This window comes from Flavobacterium succinicans LMG 10402 (genome assembly GCF_000611675.1).
Lineage (GTDB): Bacteria > Bacteroidota > Bacteroidia > Flavobacteriales > Flavobacteriaceae > Flavobacterium > Flavobacterium succinicans.
This window is the reverse complement of sequence record NZ_JATV01000004.1, coordinates 208,074-232,593: the sequence shown is the minus strand read 5'-3', so window position 1 is coordinate 232,593 and position 24,520 is coordinate 208,074. Positions and strand designations below refer to the sequence as shown.

Sequence of the window (24,520 nt, the reverse complement as noted above, 5' to 3'; positions counted from 1 at the left end):
CTTATTTTTGCAGGCAATAAAACAGAATAAAGATGCAGAATCCAAAAAGATATACCATTACAGCAGCATTACCTTATACCAACGGACCCATTCATATTGGGCATTTGGCGGGGGTTTACGTGCCTTCGGACATTTATTCACGTTATTTGCGTTTGCAAGGAAGGGATGTGGTGTTTGTTTGCGGAAGTGATGAACATGGAGTGGCTATTTCGATGAAAGCCAAAAAAGAAGGCATTACACCTCAAGAAGTGATTGATAAATACGATGGAATCATTAGGAAATCATTTGCTGATTTCGGAATTTCATTTGACAATTATTCTAGAACTTCGGCTGAAATTCATCACAAAACGGCTTCTGAATTTTTCAAAAAATTATACGACAAAGGTGATTTTATCGAAGAAATTACCGAACAATTATACGATGCCAAAGCTAATCAGTTTTTGGCCGATCGTTTTGTAGTAGGTACTTGTCCAAAATGTGGTAACGAAGAAGCCTACGGAGATCAATGCGAAAAATGTGGTTCTACATTAAACGCTACCGACTTAATCAATCCTAAATCAACCATCACGGGAGAAACGCCTGTTTTGAAATCGACCAAACACTGGTTCTTGCCTCTGGATCGTTACGATGCCTTCTTGAGAGAATGGATTTTGGAAGGTCATAAAAATGATTGGAAACCTAATGTGTACGGTCAAGTAAAATCTTGGATTGACGGCGGATTAGAGCCTCGTGCAGTAACTCGTGACTTAGACTGGGGAATTGATGTTCCTGTAGCAGGTGCCGAAGGAAAAAAATTATACGTTTGGTTTGATGCTCCAATTGGTTACATCTCATCTACCAAAGAATGGGCAGCCAGAGAAGGTAAAGATTGGGAACCTTACTGGAAAGATCAAGACACCAAATTGGTACATTTTATCGGAAAAGATAATATCGTTTTTCACTGTGTGATTTTCCCAGCGATGTTGAAAGCGGAAGGAAGCTATATCTTACCAGATAATGTTCCAGCAAACGAATTCTTGAACTTAGAAGGAAATAAATTATCGACTTCAAAAAACTGGGCCGTTTGGTTGCACGAATATTTAGAAGAATTCCCTAATCAGCAGGATGTGTTGCGCTATGCCTTGACATCGAATGCGCCAGAAACCAAAGACAACGATTTTACTTGGAAAGATTTTCAGGCTAGAAACAACAACGAATTGGTGGCTATTTTTGGAAATTTCATCAATCGTGTGGTGGTTTTGACGAATAAATATTACAACGGAATTGTTCCAAGACCAAATGAATTATCTGAAGTAGATGAACAAACTTTAGAAGAATTGAAAGCTTATCCAGCGGTGATTTCGAGTTCTATCGAAAGATACCGTTTTAGAGAAGCCTTGGGCGAAATGATGAATGTTGCGCGTTTAGGAAATAAATATTTGGCGGATGAAGAGCCTTGGAAAATGGTCAAAACCGATCCGGAACGTACCAAAACCCAAATGTTTGTAGCCTTGCAAATTGCGGCTGCTTTGAGTTCGCTTTGTGAGCCTTTCTTACCGTTTACGTCACAAAAATTGTTACGAATGCTAAACATCGATGTCAATAATTGGAATTTAGATTTTGACAATTGGAATTTATTACCAGCAGGTCACCAAATTGGCGAAGCCGAATTGCTTTTCTCTAAAATTGAAGACGAGGCCATTCAAAAACAAATCGACAAATTAGAAGCTACGAAAACGGCAAATAGCGCTGAAAATAAAAAAGCTGAACCACAGAAAGAGTTGATTCAGTTTGAAGATTTTGCCAAAATGGATATTCGTGTAGGAACTATTTTGGAAGCCGAAAAAATGCCTAAAGCGAATAAATTATTGATTCTAAAAGTAGATACTGGAATTGATGTTCGCACCATTGTTTCAGGAATTGCAGAGAGTTTTAAACCTGAAGATATTATTGGAAAACGCGTAACTGTTTTAGTAAACTTAGCACCAAGAAATTTACGTGGCGTAGAAAGCCAAGGTATGATTTTGATGACTACCAATGCAGAAGGCCAACTCGTTTTTGTTAATCCAGATGCGGAAGGAGTTACTAACGGAGAAACGATAAATTAATTACCAGTAACTATAACAAAACTTTATACTTTGTTCCCAAAACTTTTTGGCAAACTTTGTAACTTTGCAGTCAAAATTTAACTAAAAATTAAAAGATATGTATCCACAAGATATGGTATTACCCATGCAAGCTGAATTAACTTCGGCAGGTTTTCAAGATTTACACAATGCTGATGACGTAAATGAAGCCATTAAAAAAGAGGGAACTACGCTAGTTGTAGTCAATTCTGTTTGTGGTTGCGCAGCTAGAAATGCACGTCCAGGAGCCATTTTGAGTATCGATGGAGCAAAAAAACCAGATCAATTAATCACTGTTTTTGCAGGTGTTGATAAAGAAGCGGTTGATGCGGCCAGACAACATATGTTTCCTTTTCCTCCTTCTTCACCTTCTATTGCTTTGTTCAAAAATGGTGAGTTGGTACACATGCTAGAACGCCATCATATTGAAGGTCGTCCAGCCGAAATGATCGCCGACAACTTGAAAGATGCTTATAACGAAGTGTGCTAAGTACGTTCAACATAAAACAAAAAAACATCCTTTTAACGGGATGTTTTTTTGTTTTATAGCGTTTGAATTATTTAATTCCAACCTCCACCAAGCGCTTTGTAAAGTTGCACCATAGCGGTCAATTGACGTTGCGACAATTGTGACAAACTAATTTCGGCATCAAATAAAGAACGTTGAACATCTAATACTTCTAGATAGGATACATAGCCATTATAATATCTTGCATAAGACAATTCATAGTTCTTCTTGGCAGCTGCCACTTGTCGACTTCTGGCTTCGTACTCTTCTTTAAAAGTGGTGGCGTTTTGAATAGCGTTTTCCACTTCAGCAATCGCTACCAAATAGGTCTTTTCATAATTCAATTTGGATTGTTCCGCCAATTGTCTATTAATTTCTACACGTCTTCTATTTTTACCAAATTGAAATAATGGTCCAGTTATTCCGACTGAAGCATTATCTCTATACGCACCACTATCAAACAAATCACCAATTTTTGGAGTTGCAAATCCAGCAATAGCAGCAATGTTAAAAGAAGGAAAGCGCATGGCTTGCGCCACTCCAATGCGTTCGTGAGCTGCCACATATTGCAATTCTGCTCTTTTTACATCGGGACGATTTTGCAACAACGAAGACGGAATTGCTGTTGGTAAGTCGCTAACCATTAATTGGTCCTTGTTTTGCTTACCTCTTTCAATAGGTCCAGGCATTTGACCCAGCAGAATTGAGATCGTGTTTTCTAGTACCGTGATTTGTCGTTTTATGTTAGGAATTGCAGCTTCAGCAATAGCCACCTGTTGTTCGATTTGCACTTTGTCCAATTCAGAAGTATACCCGCTATTGAAACGATCTGAAATAATTACGTAAGAATCCTGGCGCGTTTTTAGCGTTTGTTTTGTGATTTCTAACTGATTGTCTAGATCTCTTAATTGAAAATAAGCGGTGGCAATATCGCTAACAATTCCAGCCATGACCGTTTTGCGTGCTTCTTCAGTAGCTAACAATTCATTTTGAACCGCTCTATTTTCGTGGCGTAATTTGCCCCAGAAATCAATTTCCCAGGACATACTTCCAATTAATGATGAATTTTGAATGAAATTTTGAGCCGTATTAACTCCAGCACTATACTGAAAAGATGGAAAAACATTGGCTTTAGTAAATCCTAAATTAGCTTTGGCTTGCTCTAAACGAGAAACTGCGGTTCTTAAATCAAAATTATTTTCAATGCCTTTGTTGATCAATCCTTTTAGTACATCATCATTAAAAATATCAAACCATTTTACATTAAGTACTGTTCTTGTAGTATCCGCATTTTGTGAAAATCGATATTTGCTTGCTTCCTGTAACTCTGGCGCTTTGTACTTTGGCCCTACCAAACAACTTACTGGTAAAAACGCAAGCAGTACTAATAGTAGCCCTAATTTAAATTTATTCTTCATGACTGATAGATTTTGTAGATTCAACCGCATTTTCTTGATGTTTCTTTTTTCCAATTCTTTCCACAAAAACGAAAAGCACTGGAATAAAACATACACCCATTATAGTAGCGACTAGCATTCCGCTAAACACGGTCATTCCCATTACTTTTCGCGCTTGAGCTCCCGCTCCAGAAGCAGTTAACAAAGGAACAACTCCCAAAATAAAAGCAAAAGCGGTCATCAAAATTGGACGAAATCGGAGCTTAGCTGCGGTTAAAGCTGCTTCAACCAATGGCACTCCTTTTTCATACTCAGCTTTGGCAAACTCAACAATAAGAATAGCATTTTTGGCAGCTAATCCAATAAGCATCACCAATCCAATCTGTGCAAAAACATTGTTCACATAATCAGGACTAAACAACTTACAGAGGTATAATCCCAAAAAGGCGCCAAAAACAGCGAAAGGCGTTCCTAACAATACACTAAAAGGTAATTTCCAGCTTTCATATTGGGCAGCAAGAATTAAGAAAACGAATAAAATGGCCATAATGAAAACGGTAGCTCCTTTTCCTTCAGCTTGTTTTTCTTGATAACTCATCGCCGACCATTCGTAGCCCATATCAGAAGGAAGTATCTTGGCAGCTGTTTCTTCTAGCGCTACCCTTGCTTCAGAAGAGGTGTATCCAGGAGCAGGTGTCCCGCCTATTTCAGCAGATCGATACAAGTTGAATCGGGTAGTAAACTCAGGACCACTTTCTTTTTTGATAGTAGCAATACTAGAAATAGGGATCATCACATTGTCTTTGTTACGAACAAAGATTTTGTTGATATCGTCAGGATTTAAGGTAAAACTTGGAGCGGCTTGAATCAATACTATATATTGACGACCGAACCTGTTGAACTCATTAACATATTGTCCTCCCAAACTCGCACCAATAGCCAAATTCACATCCGAAAGCGACAAATTCAACTCGGTTACTTTTTCACGATCAATATCCAAACTAATTTGCGGCACATAAGGATTGAAAGTCGTTCTTACACTACCGATTTCAGGTCGTTTTCGAGCTTCAGCCATAAAACGTTGCGCATTATCAAAGAGATATTGCGGTGTTTTTCCAGCCCTATCTTGTAGCATCATAGAAAAACCTGCCGCATTTCCAATTCCACTAATAGGTGGTGGTCCAAAAGCAAAAACCGTTGCTTCAGGAACAGCGTACACTAATTTCCCATTTAACTCTTGAATGATTTGGAATACGTCTTTTTCTCTTTTTTTCCACTCCTTTAGAGAGATAAAAAAGAATCCATTATTAGTAGCCATAGAGTTTTTTAACAAACTGTATCCTGATACGGTGGTATAATATTCGATACCTTCTGTAGTTCCTAAAATAGCTTCTATTTTTTTACAAACGGCTTCAGTCCTGTGCAAAGAAGAAGCCCCTGGCAATTCAACATTTACAAATAAATACCCTTGATCTTCCTCTGGAACGAAACCTCCTGGTATTTTAGTCCCCAAGATAGCGATAGCTCCTATAATTATTCCAATAAAAATAAAGCTACGAGCCATCTTCTTGATCAAAAACCCAGTAAATCCAGTATACTTATTGGTAAATGATTCGAATTTTTGATTAAATACTTTGAAAAACTTTCCTAACCAACCTTTGGATTCTTGGTTAGGTTTTAATAATATTGAACATAAGGCTGGACTTAAAGTCAATGCACTTATCGCAGAAAAGATTACTGAAATAGCAATTGTAATGGCAAATTGTTGGTACAAACGCCCCGTAATTCCAGGAGTCATAGCCACAGGAATAAATACGGCGGTCAACACCACAGCAATAGCTATTACGGGACCAGAAACCTCTTTCATTGCTTTGTTGGTCGCTTCACGCGGCGAGAGTCCATGTTCGATATGATGCATTACAGCTTCTACTACAACAATAGCATCATCAACCACAATTCCAATAGCCAAAACCAAACCTAAAAGTGACAATACGTTTACTGAGAAACCTAACAAAGGAAACAACATAAATACTCCAATTAACGACACAGGTACCGTAAGTAAAGGAATAATAGTCGCTCTCCAATTTTGCAAAAAGATAAACACCACGATAATTACCAGCAATATCGCTTCCAAAAGGGTATGCATAATTTCGCTAATTCCCTCTGTAATGGCCAAAGTAGTATCCAATGAGGTATCGTATTTAAGATCCTCTGGGAATTTTTTACTCAATTCGTCCATCGTTTTTTTACAGGCCGCTGCTACTTCTAGCGCATTAGAACCAGGCATTTGCTTGATTCCAATAGTCCCTGCAGGTTTTCCATTTAAGGCACCTTTTGACGCATAACTTTCAGTACCTAACGCTACTGTAGCGACGTCTTTCAATCGAACTTGTTGATTACCAATATTGGATTTTAAGATAATATTTTCAAAATCCTTAATATCAACCAAACGGTCTTTCAAGGTCACATTATAAGTGAACTCATTCCCATCCTCTGCAGGTGGCGCGCCAAATTTTCCTCCTGGAGCAATCGAGTTTTGATCCTTAATCGCACTCATAATATCTGGGATGGTCAACTTGTATTTAGCCAAAATATCAGGCTTTACCCAAATACGCATCGCATAGTTACTTCCTCCAAAAATAACTACTTCACCTACACCTTTTATTCTAGATAAAGCATCTACAATATTGATGTTGGCATAATTCGTTAAAAAGTCGGAACTATACGTATTATTGGGTGAAGAAAGTGAGAATAAAAGCAACGGCATCGACAGGGATTTTTTGGTAGTTACCCCTGTGTTTTTCACATCTACTGGCAAGGTTGAAGTGGCCGATGCTACACGGTTTTGCGTTAACATCGTGGCATTATCCAAATCGGTTCCCATATCAAAAGTTACCGAAAGCGACATACTTCCATCGCCAGTGTTGGTCGATTGCATGTACAACATGTTCTCTACACCATTCACTTTCTGTTCAATGGGAGTAGCAACAGCCTGCTCCACATTCAATGCATTAGCACCACGGTAACTGGTTTGAATTTGAACTACCGGCGGAGCAATTTCGGGATATTGAGCAATGGGAGTGTTTAGTATAGATAAACCTCCTATGATTACCATAAATATGGATAAAACTATGGCTACAATAGGTCTTCTTACAAAAAAATTATCCATAACTATTTCGCTTTTTTATCTTCGGTTACATAAGGAACAGGAGTTACTACGGAGCCAGGTTGAATAAACATACTTCCTGTAATAGCCACTTTATCTCCTGCATTGATACCTTTGGTGATTACCCAATCTTCTCCCACTTTGGTCCCTACTTCAACAATACGAACCTGAATTTTATTTTCCTTATCAATGACTAATACTTGGTAAATTCCTTGTAATTCGGTCACCGCTTTTTGAGGAATTGCGATAGCATTGCGTTGGTTTTCTATCAAAGCTCTTACTTTTGAAAACTGTCCAGAACGCAAATTATTCTCCGGATTAGGGAATGTGGTTTCAATAGTCATGGTTCCTGTAGTAGGATCAATTTTGGCATCCGAAAAATTCAGGACCCCTTTGTAAGGATGAACACTTCCGTCTGAAAGCAAAAGCTCAATATCATTTGCCTTGTTATCGCTACTTAAACTATTCTTTTTACGATACTCTAAAAATTCAGCCTCACTAATGGTAAATCGTACTCTAACTTTATCCAATCTAGAAACAGTGTTCAATTTAGAAGAACTTCCCATTCTAGAGATGTAATCTCCTACTCGAGCATTACTAATACCAATAATTCCATCAATAGGAGATAGAATATTGCAATAACTTCTCTCTAATTCTTGGTTTCGCAATGCTGCTTGGGTACTTTCTAAATTTGATCGAGCAGCTTTTGCTTTGGCCACAGCCGCATCATATTCTCGCTTGCTCACCGCATTCATATCAACTAACGGTTTTATTCGTTTTAATTCCTCTTCTGCATTCACAAAATTACTTTGAGAAGTAGCTACTTGTCCTTTCATTTGTTCCACTTTAGTTTCATACTCCAAAGGGTCTATGGTGTAAAGCAATTGTCCTTTTTTTACTCTTTGTCCTTCGGTAAAATGAATACCCGTTAAAATCCCATCGATTCTCGCTGTCAAAACAATATCCAAATCTCCAAACGTTTGAGCGGCAAATTCTTTATAAATCGGAACATCTTTGGCGACAACAGTAATAAAAGGAGCTGGAATTGGTGGTGGTGCTTGATTTTCTTTTTTATTACAAGAAACAAGAAAAACAAATGAAAAAAACAGTACGATACTCTTTTTATAATCCTTTACGAAGTCCATAGTATTATTTTTTAAGTTGCTAGTGAATTACAATTCTCTCAAAATTAACCAAAAAAACTATACTTAAAGAACACAAAAGGTTAATTTTAAAAAAATTAGGCAATTGTTACGCTTTATTTAAGAAGAATACAAAAAAAGAAATGACACCAAGTCATAGAATAAACTTAATTTTTTATGAAATCTTATCCTACAACATTCAATTTCATCCATTTCCAGTCCAAGTAGTTTTTTATTACCCTTAAAGAGAACCATTTTATAGCTTACCTTCTTTTTTAGCTATTTTTTGTGAGAATTTGATTTGTTTTTTATTGTATAATTTTTGAGACAACAAAGGCTTCAAGAAATTAAAATCTAAAAAAAAACGCGGAAGCAGCATAATACTGACCTCTTTTTTATAGCAATTTCTCGCTATCAAATCAAGTTCATCACACACAACATATGGTTTACTGAAAAAAAAACACTACTTTTGCGCCCGAATTCTTCCAATTAGAGTTCACTAAAATATTCTCACTTAAACGTTTATAGCATGCAACTGTATAACACCTTAAGCGCAGAAGAAAGAGCCGAGCTTATTGACCAAGCCGGAAAACAACGCCTCACGTTGTCTTTCTATGCGTATGCCAAAATTGAAGATCCCAAAAAATTTCGCGACGATTTATTTATCGAATGGAATAAACTCGATGCACTAGGTAGAACCTATGTAGCCAAAGAAGGAATCAACGCCCAAATGTCTGTACCTGCCGAAAATTTAGAAGCTTTTCGTGAAACGCTAGAAGCTTATGAATTTATGCGCAACATTCGTTTGAATGTAGCTGTAGAGCACGATGATCATTCGTTTTTGAAACTCACTGTAAAAGTGCGCGACAAAATTGTGGCCGACGGATTAAATGACGAAACATTTGATGTAACCAATATTGGAGTACACCTCAAAGCCAAGGAATTCAACGAAATATTAGAAGATCCCAACACGATTGTAGTTGATTTTAGAAACCATTACGAAAGTGAAATTGGACATTTTAAAGGCGCTATTACTCCTGATGTGGAAACGTTTCGGGAATCATTGCCTATCATCAACGAACAATTACAAGATTTTAAAGAAGATAAAAATCTAGTGATGTATTGCACTGGAGGAATTCGCTGCGAAAAAGCTTCGGCTTACTTCAAACACCAAGGTTTTAAAAATGTCTTCCAGTTAGAAGGAGGCATCATCAATTACGCCAAGCAAATCAAAGAAGAAAATCTGAAGAGTAAGTTTATCGGAAAGAATTTTGTTTTTGACCATCGTTTGGGTGAGCGCATCACAGACGACATCGTTTCGCAATGCCACCAATGTGGAAAACCTTGCGACAATCATACCAATTGCGAAAATGTAGGCTGTCATTTGTTGTTCATTCAATGTGACGAATGCAAAGAAGCCATGCAAAATTGTTGTTCCAACGAATGTTTAGACATCATCAACTTGCCATTAGTTGAGCAAGGAAAACTGAGGAAAGGAAAACAAGTAGGCAACAAAGTCTTCCGAAAAGGAAAATCGGATAAATTACCCTTCAAGCATTCTGGCGAGCTTTCGGATACACCATTGGCAGTCGCCACGACTCCAGTCAAGATTCGTCAAAGAATAAAAATCAAAAAAGCACTTTTAGGTAAAGCCGAACATTATTTTGTAAAAGCCCAAGTTGCTCTTTTCGTGATTGAAAATAATGAACTACAATTAGGCGATACCATTATAATTTCGGGTCCAACTACAGGAAACGAACAACTTGTGCTCGAAAAAATGTTGGTCAACGGCACCGAAAAAACGGTCGCACAACCTGGCGACAAAGTAACTTTTGAAGTGCCCTTTAGAGTGCGTTTATCTGATAAATTGTATAAGATTTTAAAATAGTTTTTCGAAACTTTTACCCATCACATTTGTCAAAGTTCTAAACTTTGACAAAGGTTCATAAAATAAATTAGACACAGATTTCACAAATTCACACAGATTAATATGTGAAAATCTGTGTCAAAACAATTCACACAATGACAACAAACAACAAAATAGAATTAATGGCGCCTGCTGGGAATTTCGAATCCTTGCAAGCCGCTTTAGATAACGGATGTGATTCCGTTTATTTTGGAGTAGAACAACTCAATATGCGAGCCCGCGCCTCGGTAAACTTCACTATGGATGATTTAGCCGAAATCGCCAAACGCTGTGAAGCCAAAAACGTTCGCAGTTATTTGACCTTAAACACCATCATTTATGACCACGACTTATCTGTGGTCAAAACCTTAATCAATAAAGCCAAAGAAGCCAACATCACTGCGGTGATTGCTTCCGATCAAGCTGTAATTGCAATGGCTCGAAGCGTGGGGATGGAAGTTCATATTTCTACGCAATTGAATGTGACCAATATCGAAACTATTAAATTCTACAGCCTTTTTGCCGATACTATGGTGTTGAGTCGCGAATTGAGTTTGCGTCAAGTAAAAAAAATCACCGAACAAATCGAAAAAGAACAAATCAAAGGCCCTAACGGGAATCTGGTTGAGATTGAAATCTTTGGTCACGGCGCATTGTGTATGGCCGTTTCGGGTAAATGCTATTTGAGTTTACATTCCAACAACTCTTCTGCCAACCGCGGCGCTTGCAAACAAAACTGCCGTAAAAAATATACCGTAATCGACCAAGAAACCGGTTTCGAAATCGAATTGGACAACGAATATATGATGTCGCCCAAAGATTTATGCACCCTAGATTTCCTAGACCAAGTCATCGATTCGGGCATTCAAGTCCTCAAAATCGAAGGTCGTGGTCGTGCTCCAGAATACGTAGCCACCGTAATCAAAACCTACCGCGAAGCTATTGATGCCTACTATGACGGCACTTTCTCCAAAGAAAAAGTTGCAACGTGGATGGAAGCTTTGAACACCGTGTACAACCGCGGATTCTGGTCGGGATATTATTTAGGACAAGAGCTAGGCGAATGGAGCGATGTTTCCGGTTCTGTGGCTACGCAGAAGAAAGTGTATGTTGGCAAAGGCACCCATTTCTTCCCCAAAGCTGAAATTGGCCAATTCAAAATCGAAGCCTACGACATCAAAGTGGGCGATAAAATTTTGGTAACAGGTCCAAGCACGGGTGCACAAGAAATGATTATCGAAGAAATGTTTGTCAACGATACTTCGGCTGAGCGCGCTACCAAAGGAGACGATTGCACCCTCAAACTGCCGTTTAGAATCCGTATGTCCGACAAATTATATAAAATAGTAGAAGCCTAATGGTCATCATCACCCTGCAAAGAGACAAATGCATCGGATGCAATTACTGCGTAGAAATGGCACCCGTACAGTTTCAAATGTCCAAAAAAGACGGTAAATCGGTACTCATTAAAAGTGTCAATGCCAAAGGTTTTTACACCCTAAAATCACCCGACCACACCATCGTAGAAAGTTGCGAACTCGCCGCAAAGGCTTGTCCCGTAAAAATCATTTCTGTCAAAGAAACCTAGCTTCTAGCTGATTTTTAGGAGCAGAAAAAATAGGTTTTTTTAAGGAACAATGGTCCCGCTATCCGTTGCAATCTTTTTTTTACACCCGAGCGATAGTGAACTAGCAAAGCAATCGGGCTAAAGAACCACAATTCGATTCTTTGTAGTCAATCATAAATCAAATAACACAAACCATCACAATCCTTTTTGTGATGGTTTTTATTTTACCCCAAACTTATATGTCCTTAAATACCTTAAATGGTACAAAAACATAATTATTTTGGAATTGAATCCAAAAAAAACATAATAATTTTGGAATTGAATCCAAAAAAAAGATAATAATTTTGGAATAGAAACTAAAACAACTACCTTTGACTTCTTAAAATCAATACTTTATGGTAACAAGAGAACAAGCCATATATGCCAAAGCCCGTTTATTCAAAGGCAAAGCCTTACTTATATTTGGTCCAAGACAAGTAGGCAAGACCACTTTTGTTCAACATCTAATTGCAGATCTAAACAAAAAAACACTTTTCTTAAACGGAGACGAATCGGATGTACTTACTTTATTCGAAAATCCTAATGTAACCAAACTCAAAAATATAATTGGCGACAACGAAATTTTAGTGATTGACGAAGCGCAACGAGTAACAAACATTGGCATTGTGCTCAAAATCATCGTCGATCAAATCAAAACCGTACAAGTCATTGCAACCGGATCCTCCAGTTTTGAATTAGCTAACAAACTCAACGAACCCCTAACAGGCAGAAAATATGAAATGTATTTATTCCCTATTGCCTTCTCGGAAATGGTTACCCACAATGGGCTCTTAGAAGAAAAGAGAAATATAGAACAACGTCTTATTTACGGTAATTACCCCGAGATTATCAACAATCCCGTTGATGCTAAAGAACACATCAAACTCATCGCTAATAGTTATTTATACAAAGATTTGTTTCTATTGGAGCAAATAGCAAAACCTGTCGTACTGCAGAAAATAGTAAAAGCATTAGCACTACAAGTAGGCAGCGAAGTAAATTACAATGAATTGAGCAAGCTCATACAAATAGATAATAAAACCGTTGAAAAATATATTGATTTATTAGAAAAAGCTTTTGTGATATTCAAACTACCCGCATTTTCAAACAATGTTCGAAATGAAATTAAAAAAGGGAAGAAAATATATTTCTATGACAATGGAATTATCAATGCAGTTACGGGGAATTTCAATGCCATAAACCAAAGAAACGACATAGGAAACTTGTGGGAGAACTATATCATAAGTGAGCGAATAAAACATTTAAACATCCAACAAGAAGAGGCAGATTGTCATTTTTGGAGAACCACGCAACAACAAGAAATTGATTATGTCGAAAAAAGAAATGACCAAATTTTAGCTTGTGAAATCAAATGGAATAGGGCTGCGAAATATAAAATTCCTACTACGTTTTTAGACAATTACAACAATGTAACGACAACAATAATAAACCCCGACAACTACGAAGATTTTTTATTAGCCAAGTGATACAATTTAAATTAGTTGATCCCATTCAAAAAAAAGAGTACTAATTAACCCCAATTATTTTAGTACAATTTTAAGAAGTATCCTTCATTTTTACGGTTGTAACATACAATTAAAATATACTATCTTTACGGATTAAATTTCAGTATGAACTCAAGTTGCTTTTTTGGCAACATCACAATATAATTATGGCTTGTACAAGTTGTTCAACTTCCGATGGTGGCGCACCAAAGGGGTGTAAAAATAATGGGACTTGCGGCACCGATAGCTGCAACAAATTAACCGTTTTTGATTGGCTTTCGAACATGAGTTTACCCAATGGCGAAGCGCCTTTTGACTGTGTCGAAGTACGTTTCAAAAACGGAAGAAAAGAATTTTACCGCAATACCGAAAAACTAACCTTAAGTATGGGAGACATCGTGGCAACGGTAGCTTCACCTGGTCACGATATCGGAATTGTGACGCTAACTGGTGAGTTGGTAAAAATTCAAATGAAGAAAAAAGGAGTCAACCATAACAGTGGAGAAATTCCAAAAATCTATAGAAAAGCCTCTCAAAAAGACATCGATATTTGGTCTGCTGCTAGAGATAAAGAAGAACCTATGAAAGTTCGTGCACGTGAATTAGCTATTCAGCACAAATTAGAAATGAAAATTTCGGATATCGAATTTCAAGGTGATGGTTCCAAAGCTACTTTTTACTACACCGCCAACGATCGTGTCGATTTCCGTTTATTAATAAAGGATTTTGCCAAAGAATTTAGCACCAGAGTCGAGATGAAACAAGTAGGTTTCCGTCAAGAAGCTGCTCGTTTAGGAGGAATAGGTTCTTGCGGAAGAGAGCTATGTTGCTCGACTTGGTTGACCGATTTTAGAAGTGTAAACACTTCAGCTGCTCGTTACCAACAATTGTCTTTGAATCCACAAAAACTAGCAGGACAATGTGGAAAATTGAAATGTTGTTTGAATTATGAACTAGACACCTACATGGATGCTTTGAAACATTTTCCAAATTTCGACACCAAATTAGTGACCGAAAAAGGAGATGCTATCTGTCAAAAACAAGATATTTTCAAAGGCTTAATGTGGTTTGCTTACACGAATAATTTCGCCAATTGGCATGTGCTAAAAATTGAACAGGTTCAAGAAATCATTGCCGAAAACAAACTAAAAAACAAAGTTTCATCGTTAGAAGACTATGCCTTAGAAGTGGTAGCCGAACCAGAGAAAAACTTTAACAACGCTATGGGCCAAGAAAGTTTGACTCGTTTTGACCAACCCAAAGCCAAAAAACGTCCCGCTAAAAAACGTAAAGCAGGAGCTGCCATAACCCCTAACACTTCGGTGAATGCGCCAAAAGCTCCAGCAAAAAATCCAGTTCCAGCAGGCAATACCAATAAACCAACTGGGTCAACGGGCAACAAAAAACGCCCCCAAAACAACAGAAACAGAGGAAATAATTCTGAGAAAAAGCCAAATACAAATCAACCTAATGAACCAAGAAAACCTATAATCATTACAAAAAATGGGGATAAGAAATAGTTGCCTTTTATTTTCAATTGTTATGCTTTTTTTGGCCTGTGACAAGAAAAGAGTTTTTGATGAATACCAATCAGTCGGCGAAGGCTGGAACAAAGACAGTATTGTTTCCTTCGATTTGCCTGTATTGGACTCCACGCAACAATACAATTTGTTTGTGAATTTGAGAGCCAATGACGATTACAAATTCAATAACATCTTCTTGATTGTGGCCATCGAAAAGAAAAATGGCTTTACCAAAGTAGATACTTTAGAATACCAAATGGCCAATCCAGATGGTACCTTGCTAGGCGATGGTTTCTCAGATTTAAAGGAAAGCAAGCTCTTTTATAAAGAAAAAATTAAGTTTAACGGACAATTCAAAGTTTACATTAAACAAGCAGTAAGAGAAAACGGTAAAGTCCCTGGGGTTCCTGTTTTGGATGGAATTACCAATGTGGGCTTTAGAATTGAAAAAACAGAATAACATTATGGCTGTCAAAAAAAACAACACATCGACTAAAGGAATTGATAAAGACATCAATTACTATAAAAAGAAATTTTGGAAAATCTACTTTTATGGTTTGGGGATAATTGCCCTGTTTTTCCTTTTTGCTTCATGGGGACTTTTTGGATCTATGCCTTCTTTCGAAGATTTAGAAAATCCAGACTCTAATTTAGCTACGGAAATCATCTCATCTGACGGAGTAGTTTTGGGTAAATATTTCCAAAAGAATCGTTCGCAATTAAAGTATTCTGATTTGCCTCAAAATCTAGTACAAGCCTTGGTAGCTACTGAAGATGCACGTTTTTACGAACATTCCGGAATTGATGGCAGAGGTACTTTAAGAGCTATTTTGAGTCTAGGAACCAGTGGTGGTGCCAGTACTTTATCCCAACAATTAGCCAAACAATTATTCCACGGAGAAGGATCGAAATTCTTGCCTTTCCGAATCGTACAAAAAATGAAAGAATGGATTATTGCCATTCGTTTGGAGCGCCAATATACCAAAAACGAAATCATTGCCATGTATTGTAATGTCTATGATTTTGGAAACAACTCGGTTGGAGTAAGCTCGGCAGCGAAAACTTATTTTTCAAAAGCGCCTAAAGATTTAAGCATTGAAGAATCGGCTATTTTGGTAGGTATGTTCAAAAATTCAGGATTGTATAATCCTATTCGTAATGCACAAGGCGTAAAAAATCGTCGTAATGTGGTTTTGCACCAAATGGAAAAAGCCAAAATTATTACTGAACAACAAAAATTGCAATTACAAAGTTTACCGATAAAACTCAATTTCAAACTAGAAACTCATAAAGACGGTATTGCTACTTATTTTAGAGAATACCTTAGAGATTATATGAAAAAATGGGTAGAAGAAAACAAAAAACCAGATGGTACAGATTATGATATCTACAAAGATGGTTTGAAAATTTATACTACCATCGACTCAAGAATGCAAACTTATGCAGAAGAAGCCGTAAATGCACACATGGCCAATATGCAAGAGGAATTCTTTTTACAACAAAAAGGAAACAAAAACGCTCCATTTATTAATATTACTGAAGCCGAAACACAACGCATTTTAAAACAAGCCATGAAATCCTCTAGCCGATGGAGCATCATGAAAGGCATGGAAAAATCTGAGGATGAAATAATCGCTTCTTTTAATGTAAAAACCAAAATGAAAGTGTTCTCTTGGAAAGGAGAAATTGATACCGTAATGACACCTATGGATTCTATTCGTTATTACAAACACTTTTTACAATCTGGTTTAATGGCTATGGAGCCACAAACTGGAAGTATCAAAGCTTGGGTGGGCGGCATCAATTATAAATACTTTCAATACGATCACGTAGGACAAGGAGCGAGACAAGTAGGCTCTACTTTTAAACCGTTTGTTTATGCTACGGCCATCGAACAATTGAACATGTCGCCTTGCGACTCTATCATCGACTCTCCTTTTATGATTCACAAAGGACGTCACCACGTTACTGAAGATTGGGAGCCAAGAAACTCTGACAACAAATACCGTGGAATGGTCACTTTAAAACAAGGTTTGGCCTACTCTATCAATACCATTTCGGCAAAATTAATTGATAAAACAGGTCCAGAAGCAGTAGTTGAATTGACCCATAAATTAGGCGTAAAATCTGAAATCATTAACCAACCTTCCATTGCCTTAGGCGCCGTAGAAATTACTGTAGAAGATATGGTGGCTGCCTACAGCACTTTTGCTAATCAAGGGGTTTATGTGAAACCGCAATTTTTAACAAAAATAGAAGACAAAAGTGGCGTAGTGATTTACGAACCTATTCCAGAATCGCATGATGTGTTGAATAAAGATATTGCCTTTGCCGTAATTAAATTACTAGAAGGTGTAACCGAAAGCGGATCAGGTGCTCGATTAAGAACCGAAGGTGGTGGTTCAGGCGATCATCGTTGGACAGGTTATCCATACATGTTCAAAAACCCAATTGCAGGTAAAACAGGAACTTCTCAAAACCAATCTGACGGGTGGTTTATGGGAATGGTACCCAACTTAGTTACAGGTGTATGGGTAGGTTGCGAAGATCGTTCGGCACGTTTCAAAACCTTAACCTACGGACAAGGTGCTGCAACCGCATTGCCAGTATGGGGTTATTTTATGAAAAAATGTTACGAAGATGCAACCCTTCAAGTATCTAAAGATCCTTTCGAAAGACCGGCTAACTTATCTATCAAAGTAGATTGTTATACCCCAAGAAAAAAAGTGGTAGTGGACACGACCGCTGTAGAACAAAGTACAGAAGAATTTGAACTGTAATCCATAATAAACAACGACAGTTCATCAAGTGGACTATCGTTGTTTTCATTTAAAATTAACATTACTTTCCTTTTACTCATTTTAAGCTAATTCGAAATCAAAACACGAAATCGATTTCGCGTGTAGCTACCTTTTAAACTATTACTTATGATAAATAAAACCGTTTCAAATGTTCAAGAAGCCCTTTCGGGGATTGAGAGCGGAATGACCTTAATGTTAGGCGGCTTTGGCCTTTGTGGTATACCCGAAAATGCCATTGCTGCTTTAGTCCAAAAAAAGACCAAGCAACTAACTTGTATCTCCAATAATGCTGGCGTAGACGATTTTGGCCTTGGCTTACTCTTGCAAAACAAACAAATCAAAAAAATGATTTCTTCGTATGTAGGCGAAAATGCTGAATTTGAACGCCAAATGCTTTCTGGAGAATTAGAAGTTGATTTAATTCCGCAAGGTACTCTAGCCGAACGATGCCGAGCAGCTCAAGCCGGAATTCCTGCTTTTTTCACCCCAGCTGGTTATGGAACTGAAGTAGCGGAAGGAAAAGAAGTACGCGAATTCAATGGTAAAATGCACATCATGGAAGAAGCTTTTAAAGCAGACTTTGCGATTGTCAAGGCTTGGAAAGGCGATACAGCAGGTAATTTAATCTTCAAAGGAACAGCTCGAAACTTTAATCCTTGCATGTGTGGTGCCGCAAAAATTACCATTGCCGAAGTAGAAGAATTAGTCGAAGCAGGCACTTTGGATCCGAATCAAATTCACATTCCTGGAATTTTAGTTCAACGTATTTTTCAAGGAGAAAAATATGAAAAACGAATAGAGCAAAGAACGGTTAGGAAAAGATAGTGGTCAGTGGTCAGTCCCGAAGTATCGGGATTAGTGTTCAGTCTGAAGCTAAAACTTAAATGTTCCAAATTCCTTATCTGATTCAAAACTATTTAGTAGGCAATACTAAACTTATATGACTTTTATGTTTCAAAAAACAAAATTATGCTAACAAAAGAAGATATAGCAAAACGCATTGCAAAAGAAGTACAAAACGGTTACTTTGTAAACCTTGGCATCGGGATTCCAACCTTGGTAGCCAATTATGTAAGAGAAGATATTTCGGTAGAATTTCAAAGCGAAAACGGGGTGTTAGGCATGGGACCTTTCCCGTTTGAAGGCGAAGAAGATGCCGATTTAATTAATGCCGGAAAACAAACCATTACCACCTTACCAGGCGCTAGTTTCTTTGATTCGGCCACAAGTTTCGGAATGATTAGAGGGCAACATGTTGATTTAACCATTTTGGGAGCTATGGAAGTTGCCGAAAACGGCGATATTGCCAACTGGAAAATTCCAGGAAAAATGGTCAAAGGAATGGGCGGCGCCATGGATTTAGTCGCCTCTGCGGAAAACATTATTGTGGCCATGATGCACGTAAACAAAGCAGGCGAAAGCAAAATTCTCAAAAAATGTACCTTACCACTAACCGGCGTAGGTTGTGTAAAAAAAGTAGTGACCGAGTTGGCCGTTATGGAAATCACACCTAAAGGTTTTAAATTATTAGAACGAGCGCCAGGAGTGAGCATCGAAGAAATAATCAAAGCAACGGAAGCCTCCTTAATTATAGAAGGCGATATCCCAGAAATGAATATCGCGTAATCACAGCACTTTTTTCAATAATAAATCATCAAATCCAAAGCAAAGAATCGTCTCATGCTTTGGATTTTTTTATGGCACTTGAATCATCTTTCAAACTCAAAAAAAACGAAATAATGCGATACTATTTTTTTTAAGTCAAAAATTTGATTTTATTAAAAAATTACATCGTTTTCGTTATTAATTAAGTATATTTTAATAGATTAAGCTAGAAAGCCGAAAGACAAAATAGTTTATCTTTGTGAGATAAGATTATAATTTACAATTAAATACTTTATATAATGAGAACATTAAACGATTTCAATTTCAAAGATAAAAAAGCGATTATCCGTGTAGATTTTAATGTGCCATTGGATGAAAATTTCAATGTAACAGACGCTAACCGTATCGAAGCTGCCAAACCTACAATTGACAAAATTTTAGCCGATGGTGGAAGCGTAATATTAATGTCACACTTAGGAAGACCAAAAGGAGCGGAAGACAAATATTCGTTACGTCATATTGTAGCAAAAGTTTCTGAAGTTTTTGGAGTACCTGTTCAATTTGCTTCAGATTGTATTGGTGAACCAGCAACAACAGCGGCAGCCAACCTACAACCAGGACAAGTACTATTGTTAGAAAACTTACGTTTTTACAAAGAAGAAGAAGCTGGTGATGTTGACTTTGCTAGACAATTAGCCGCATTAGGAGATATCTATGTAAACGATGCTTTTGGAACAGCTCATAGAGCACATGCCTCTACGACCATCATTGCACAATTTTTTGCAACTAGTAAATGTTTTGGAACGTTATTGGCTAAAGAAATTGAAAGCTTAAACAAAGTATTGAAAAATAGCGAAAAACCAGTTACTGCTGTTTTAGGTGGTTCTAAAGTATCTTCTAAAATTACAGTTATTGAAAATATTTTGGATAAAGTGGACCACATGATCATTGGTGGAGGTATGACCTTTACTTTTGTAAAAGCCTTAGGTGGTTCTGTTGGAAATTCAATTTGTGAAGATGACAAACAAGAACTAGCACTTGAAATTTTGCGTTTAGCGAAAGAAAAAGGAGTGCAAATCCACATTCCTGTTGACGTGGTTGCTGCAGATGATTTTTCAAATACAGCCAACACTCAAATCGTGGATGTAAAAGCAATTCCTGAAGGATGGCAAGGTTTGGATGCAGGTCCAAAATCATTAGCCAACTTCAAAGAAGTTATTTTAGCCTCAAAAACGATTCTTTGGAATGGACCACTAGGAGTTTTCGAAATGCCAACTTTTGCAGCAGGAACTATTGCATTAGGAGATTATATCGCAGAAGCTACTGCTAATGGCGCTTTTTCTTTAGTAGGTGGTGGAGATTCAGTTGCAGCAGTGAAACAATTTGGTTTCGAAGAAAAAATGAGCTACGTTTCTACAGGAGGTGGCGCCATGCTTGAAATGCTAGAAGGAAGAACTTTACCGGGTATCGCCGCTATTTTAGAATAAGATTATACTGCACAGCAGCAAATCAGAAGCTAAATGTGCTATTGAAAAATCTTACTTTAACTCTGTTTTTTAAAATAAAAGCACCTTAAAAACCATAAATGTTGTATATTTAACAATATTTATGGTTTTTTTTAGTTCTTACCAAGTATTTTTGCAATTGTCGTATGTTAAGCATTTGGAAAAAAGCACTTTGAATATAAAATCTATGAGTTTTAAAAATACCACATTAGGCTTCTTTTTTCTTTTTTCACTAACTGTATTTTCGCAGCAAGTTGAAGAAGTAAAAACAGCACCAATGATTGAAAAACCAGTGAGTTATCTCGATTCTATCAAACAAACTTTTGTGAGCCATTCCAAAACAGAAGTAATGGATAGCCTTTGGATGAAAGAGTTAGCAACCAGCGACATTTACAATGACTTAGCGACCGATATTCAGACTCTAAATACCGATGTAACCATCGATCAAGAATTACCAACGGCTTTACTTAAAGAACGGTTAGCCGCCTTGGATGCCAAATCACCCTTTCATATCGAATACAATCAAGGTCTTGAAAACTTAATAAAATCATTCTTAAAAAACAGACGGCATGCTTTTGGCAAATTAATGGCCACCTCCGAATACTATTTTCCCATTTTTGAAGAAGCATTAGCCAATAAAAACATTCCATTAGAAATAAAGTATCTTGCCGTTGTAGAATCGGCCTTAAATCCAAAAGCCGTGTCGAGAGTTGGCGCGACTGGACTGTGGCAGTTCATGTATCATACGGGCAAACAATACAATTTAAAAATTGACTCCTATATCGATGAACGATCGGATCCGTTAAAATCATCTGAAGCAGCAGCCCAATACATGGCCAACATGTATCCTCTATTTCAGGATTGGGATTTGGTACTAGCCTCCTATAATTCAGGACCTGGAAATGTAACCAAAGCCATAAGACGCTCTGGCGGTTATCACAATTTTTGGAAAATTAAAACCCATCTTCCAAAAGAAACACAAGGCTATGTTCCTGCCTTTTTGGCGACCATGTACTTATACGAATACCATAAAGAGCATGGGATAGTTCCACAACGTGCCAAATTAAAGCACTTTGAAACGGATACGATTCGTATTCAAAAAGAAATCACTTTTAAACAAATTGCAGATTTAATAGACGTTTCCATAAGCGAATTACAAGTACTTAATCCGTCTTATAAAATGAATGTCATTCCAGTTTACGACAATCAAGCGCATTATTTAAGACTACCTCATAGCAAAATTGGCCTTTTTACTTCGAATGAAGAAAAGATATACGCCTACACAGCATATGACAATGAAAAAAGGAAAAATCCAGTACAATGGAACACTCCTAGCGCTATTGCCGCAAATACCACTACTAAAGAAGCCACTACCACTATCAACGAATGGTATAAAATTAAAAAAGGGGATAATTTAAATACAGTCGCCGCCGATTACAAAGTATCGGTTGCCAATTTGAAAAAGTGGAATAATATCAAAGGGAATACCGTGGCAATGGGTAAAATTTTAAAAATAAAATCGACACGTCCAGCCCTCAACACTCCCGTTTTTACAACCCAGCAATCCCTAGCGGAAAACAAAACTACTAAAGATGATAAGTCAATAGACTCGCTGTTGGTCGCAGAAAACCCAACGCAACATATTGTTCAAAAAGGTGATAATCTCAATACTATTGCTACTAAATACAATATTTCTGCTGAGGATTTAAAAAAATGGAATCCAATTACAGCTACTAGCTTTACCCCTGGCGCAAGGATTAACATAACCAACTCCAATGCTGTAGTGGCACAAGTAGGCGTAAAACCTGAATTAAAAGACATTACGTATGTGGTGCAAGAAGGTGATAACTTGGGCACCATTGCAAAGAAATTCGGGACACCTACTACTGATTTAATTTCATGGAATTCAATTGTTAAAAATAAAATCACAGCAGGTAAGACACTAATTGTAGCTAAAAATGAAATTGCTATTGTAACCAATAACGCCACGGCTGATTCCTTTAAAAAGAGAGAAATTTATCCTTCAAAACCTAAAGGAATTACTAACGACTATTATGTTAAAAAAGGTGACTCATTGTATAGCATCTCAAAAAAATATCCAGGAGTTACTATTTCCGACTTAGAAAAATGGAATGGAATTAATGCAAGCGATTTAAAGCCCGGAATGAAGTTGAAAATAAACGGATAATACAATAAATTAGGTTACTTTTGGGTTTTATTTTTAATTTTAAAATTATGAATAAAGCCCATTTTTTATACCTCCTCTTTTTCACATTTATAATTTCTTGTTCCAAAAAACAAGACAACGTATTGCGCGAATCCTCTGGAGACATCAATACAATCTCGGTGATCATGAATGATGCGCTATGGAATGGTGAAGTGGGTGACACCTTGCGCAATAAATTTGCAGCTCCAGTTATAGGGCTTCCGCAAGAAGAACCACTTTTTACCCTGAATCAATACGCAGATAAATTAGTAGAAGGATTTATTACCGATAGCCGTTCTATTATCGTCATCAAAAAAGGAAAAAACACCTTTTTCGAAATCAAAAAAAACAAATACGCTACTCCCCAAACCGTCTTTCATTTGTCGGGCTCTACCACGGATACACTTTTATATCTTCTAGAAAAACACGCTCCCGAAATGATTCAAACGCTAAAGAAAGGCGAAATTGAAGTCGTTCAAAAAAACAATCGAGAGGCGCTATTAAACCCCAAAATATTCAAAAATAAATTTCAAATCGAAATAGAGGTTCCCGAAACCTTTACCTACGCATTGCAAAAACCTCGATTAATTTGGTTGAAAAAAGAAATCACTAGTGGAAGCATGAGTTTATTACTCTATCATGTACCGTTGGAAACCATTTCTAGCAAAGACCCCATTGGATCTATTATAAAAATGCGGGATTCAATTGGCAACTTATATATTAAAGGTAAGGACATTCAAATGCCCATGATTACCGAAAAAGGGTATGCACCTTATTTATCTACCATACAATTAGACAACTGCACCACCTATGAATCAAAAGGAACCTGGGAGTTAAAAAATGATTTCATGTCGGGACCATTTATCAATTATGTTATTTTTGACAAAGAATATAGGAGATTGATGGTGATTGAAGGCTTTTGTTATTCGCCAGCAGATGATAAACGCGATGTTATGTTTGAGCTGGAATCTATTATCAAATCGGTAAAAATTATTAAAAGAAAAAAATAAAAAATGGGGTTACACTGGCAAATTAAAGCATTTCATGATTTGACCGTAGACGAATTGTATGATATCTTGAGACTACGAAGTGAAATTTTTGTATTGGAGCAAAACTGCGTCTATTTGGATTTAGACGGAAAAGACAAAAAGGCACTCCATCTTTTTGGAACCTACGAGGACAAAATTGTAGCCCACGCCCGTTTATTATCACCAGGCATAAGTTTTCCAGAAGCTTCCATCGGACGTGTAGTGGTGGATTCCAATTATAGAGATAAAAAATGGGGACAAGAGCTCATGCAAAACGCTATTGCAGGCATTGCATCTCATTTTAAAGAAACTGTCATTACGATTGGCGCACAATTGTACTTGAAAAAATTCTATGAAAGCCATGGCTTTGTGGCCATTAGCGATATGTATTTAGAAGATGATATTCCACATATTGAGATGAAAAGAGGGTAATCCTATATATATTGACCACATTACCGGCTTTAAACGATTGCTATTTTTTGTCACCTCAAGCGCAGTCGAGATGCGGCAATGGTTC

18 protein-coding genes are annotated in these 24,520 nt (G+C 37.2%); 15 read left to right on the top strand and 3 right to left on the bottom strand.

Annotated features, from left to right (window positions below; translation table 11 throughout):
* The first annotated feature begins 32 nt into the window (after nt 1-32).
* Both metG and AO58_RS0104935 read left to right on the top strand, forming a co-directional pair.
* Nucleotides 33-2,087 (top strand): methionine--tRNA ligase, encoded by a 2,055-nt coding sequence (metG, locus tag AO58_RS0104940; RefSeq protein ID WP_024980641.1) that lies wholly within the window; start codon nt 33-35, stop codon nt 2,085-2,087.
* 97 nt (nt 2,088-2,184) lie between these two features.
* Nucleotides 2,185-2,595, top strand: coding sequence for a BrxA/BrxB family bacilliredoxin (locus AO58_RS0104935; RefSeq protein ID WP_024980640.1), 411 nt, complete (start codon nt 2,185-2,187; stop codon nt 2,593-2,595).
* 71 nt (nt 2,596-2,666) lie between these two features.
* On the opposite strand, the gene AO58_RS0104930 is transcribed toward AO58_RS0104935, so the two are convergent.
* The 3 genes from AO58_RS0104930 to AO58_RS0104920 are packed head-to-tail and all read right to left on the bottom strand — an operon-like array spanning nt 2,667 to nt 8,321.
* A complete protein-coding gene (locus AO58_RS0104930; RefSeq protein WP_024980639.1) occupies nt 2,667-4,031 on the bottom strand; it encodes an efflux transporter outer membrane subunit in 1,365 nt (454 codons plus the stop codon).
* Complete coding sequence (locus tag AO58_RS0104925) at nt 4,021-7,179, bottom strand: efflux RND transporter permease subunit (protein ID WP_024980638.1); 3,159 nt, start codon at nt 7,177-7,179, stop codon at nt 4,021-4,023. The genes AO58_RS0104930 and AO58_RS0104925 overlap by 11 nt, the downstream gene beginning before the upstream one ends.
* Nucleotides 7,180-7,181: 2 nt before the next feature.
* Nucleotides 7,182-8,321, bottom strand: a complete 1,140-nt coding sequence (locus AO58_RS0104920) for an efflux RND transporter periplasmic adaptor subunit (protein WP_024980637.1) — start codon at nt 8,319-8,321, stop codon at nt 7,182-7,184.
* Nucleotides 8,322-8,847: 526 nt separating this feature from the next.
* Between AO58_RS0104920 and trhO the strand changes: the two genes are divergently transcribed.
* The 13 genes from trhO (at nt 8,848) to AO58_RS0104845 (ending at nt 24,435) form a co-directional block, all read left to right on the top strand.
* On the top strand, nt 8,848-10,206 hold the full coding sequence (trhO, locus tag AO58_RS0104910) for an oxygen-dependent tRNA uridine(34) hydroxylase TrhO (RefSeq protein ID WP_024980636.1): 1,359 nt from the start codon (nt 8,848-8,850) through the stop codon (nt 10,204-10,206).
* 134 nt (nt 10,207-10,340) lie between these two features.
* Nucleotides 10,341-11,582, top strand: a complete 1,242-nt coding sequence (locus AO58_RS0104905; protein ID WP_024980635.1) for a peptidase U32 family protein — start codon at nt 10,341-10,343, stop codon at nt 11,580-11,582.
* Nucleotides 11,582-11,812 (top strand): ferredoxin, encoded by a 231-nt coding sequence (locus AO58_RS0104900; protein ID WP_024980634.1) that lies wholly within the window; start codon nt 11,582-11,584, stop codon nt 11,810-11,812. Before AO58_RS0104905 ends, AO58_RS0104900 begins: the two co-directional genes overlap by 1 nt.
* Before the next feature lie 374 nt (nt 11,813-12,186).
* On the top strand, nt 12,187-13,317 hold the full coding sequence (locus AO58_RS0104890) for an ATP-binding protein (protein WP_024980633.1): 1,131 nt from the start codon (nt 12,187-12,189) through the stop codon (nt 13,315-13,317).
* Between the two features lie 185 nt (nt 13,318-13,502).
* Entirely contained in the window at nt 13,503-14,855 is a 1,353-nt protein-coding gene (locus AO58_RS0104885; protein ID WP_024980632.1) for a regulatory iron-sulfur-containing complex subunit RicT, read from the top strand.
* Nucleotides 14,839-15,318: a gliding motility lipoprotein GldH gene (locus AO58_RS0104880; protein WP_024980631.1), complete on the top strand. Its 480-nt coding sequence runs from the start codon at nt 14,839-14,841 to the stop codon at nt 15,316-15,318. Before AO58_RS0104885 ends, AO58_RS0104880 begins: the two co-directional genes overlap by 17 nt.
* Before the next feature lie 4 nt (nt 15,319-15,322).
* The gene (locus AO58_RS0104875) at nt 15,323-17,638 is read left to right on the top strand and encodes a penicillin-binding protein 1A (RefSeq protein WP_024980630.1); all 2,316 of its coding nucleotides are present in this window, start codon (nt 15,323-15,325) and stop codon (nt 17,636-17,638) included.
* Nucleotides 17,639-17,785: 147 nt separating this feature from the next.
* Nucleotides 17,786-18,484 carry a CoA transferase subunit A gene (locus AO58_RS0104870; protein ID WP_024980629.1) on the top strand — a complete coding sequence of 233 codons (699 nt, stop codon included), beginning with the start codon at nt 17,786-17,788 and terminating at the stop codon, nt 18,482-18,484.
* A 144-nt stretch (nt 18,485-18,628) separates the two neighbouring features.
* Nucleotides 18,629-19,285 (top strand): CoA transferase subunit B, encoded by a 657-nt coding sequence (locus AO58_RS0104865; RefSeq protein ID WP_024980628.1) that lies wholly within the window; start codon nt 18,629-18,631, stop codon nt 19,283-19,285.
* A 278-nt stretch (nt 19,286-19,563) separates the two neighbouring features.
* The gene (locus AO58_RS0104860; protein ID WP_024980627.1) at nt 19,564-20,751 is read left to right on the top strand and encodes a phosphoglycerate kinase; all 1,188 of its coding nucleotides are present in this window, start codon (nt 19,564-19,566) and stop codon (nt 20,749-20,751) included.
* Nucleotides 20,752-20,956: 205 nt separating this feature from the next.
* A complete protein-coding gene (locus AO58_RS0104855) occupies nt 20,957-22,957 on the top strand; it encodes a LysM peptidoglycan-binding domain-containing protein (protein ID WP_024980626.1) in 2,001 nt (666 codons plus the stop codon).
* Between the two features lie 47 nt (nt 22,958-23,004).
* A complete protein-coding gene (locus tag AO58_RS0104850) occupies nt 23,005-23,985 on the top strand; it encodes a DUF4837 family protein (RefSeq protein WP_024980625.1) in 981 nt (326 codons plus the stop codon).
* Between the two features lie 3 nt (nt 23,986-23,988).
* Nucleotides 23,989-24,435 carry a GNAT family N-acetyltransferase gene (locus AO58_RS0104845; RefSeq protein WP_024980624.1) on the top strand — a complete coding sequence of 149 codons (447 nt, stop codon included), beginning with the start codon at nt 23,989-23,991 and terminating at the stop codon, nt 24,433-24,435.
* Nucleotides 24,436-24,520 lie beyond the last annotated feature (85 nt).

Bases quoted from the DNA above. Each gene is read 5' to 3' on its own strand.
- metG (WP_024980641.1), top strand. From the start codon at position 33: ATGCAGAATCCAAAAAGATATACCATTACAGCAGCATTACCTTATACC.
- AO58_RS0104935 (WP_024980640.1), top strand. From the start codon at position 2,185: ATGTATCCACAAGATATGGTATTACCCATGCAAGCTGAATTAACTTCG.
- AO58_RS0104930 (WP_024980639.1), bottom strand. From the start codon at position 4,031: ATGAAGAATAAATTTAAATTAGGGCTACTATTAGTACTGCTTGCGTTT.
- AO58_RS0104925 (WP_024980638.1), bottom strand. From the start codon at position 7,179: ATGGATAATTTTTTTGTAAGAAGACCTATTGTAGCCATAGTTTTATCC.
- AO58_RS0104920 (WP_024980637.1), bottom strand. From the start codon at position 8,321: ATGGACTTCGTAAAGGATTATAAAAAGAGTATCGTACTGTTTTTTTCA.
- trhO (WP_024980636.1), top strand. From the start codon at position 8,848: ATGCAACTGTATAACACCTTAAGCGCAGAAGAAAGAGCCGAGCTTATT.
- AO58_RS0104905 (WP_024980635.1), top strand. From the start codon at position 10,341: ATGACAACAAACAACAAAATAGAATTAATGGCGCCTGCTGGGAATTTC.
- AO58_RS0104900 (WP_024980634.1), top strand. From the start codon at position 11,582: ATGGTCATCATCACCCTGCAAAGAGACAAATGCATCGGATGCAATTAC.
- AO58_RS0104890 (WP_024980633.1), top strand. From the start codon at position 12,187: ATGGTAACAAGAGAACAAGCCATATATGCCAAAGCCCGTTTATTCAAA.
- AO58_RS0104885 (WP_024980632.1), top strand. From the start codon at position 13,503: ATGGCTTGTACAAGTTGTTCAACTTCCGATGGTGGCGCACCAAAGGGG.
- AO58_RS0104880 (WP_024980631.1), top strand. From the start codon at position 14,839: ATGGGGATAAGAAATAGTTGCCTTTTATTTTCAATTGTTATGCTTTTT.
- AO58_RS0104875 (WP_024980630.1), top strand. From the start codon at position 15,323: ATGGCTGTCAAAAAAAACAACACATCGACTAAAGGAATTGATAAAGAC.
- AO58_RS0104870 (WP_024980629.1), top strand. From the start codon at position 17,786: ATGATAAATAAAACCGTTTCAAATGTTCAAGAAGCCCTTTCGGGGATT.
- AO58_RS0104865 (WP_024980628.1), top strand. From the start codon at position 18,629: ATGCTAACAAAAGAAGATATAGCAAAACGCATTGCAAAAGAAGTACAA.
- AO58_RS0104860 (WP_024980627.1), top strand. From the start codon at position 19,564: ATGAGAACATTAAACGATTTCAATTTCAAAGATAAAAAAGCGATTATC.
- AO58_RS0104855 (WP_024980626.1), top strand. From the start codon at position 20,957: ATGAGTTTTAAAAATACCACATTAGGCTTCTTTTTTCTTTTTTCACTA.
- AO58_RS0104850 (WP_024980625.1), top strand. From the start codon at position 23,005: ATGAATAAAGCCCATTTTTTATACCTCCTCTTTTTCACATTTATAATT.
- AO58_RS0104845 (WP_024980624.1), top strand. From the start codon at position 23,989: ATGGGGTTACACTGGCAAATTAAAGCATTTCATGATTTGACCGTAGAC.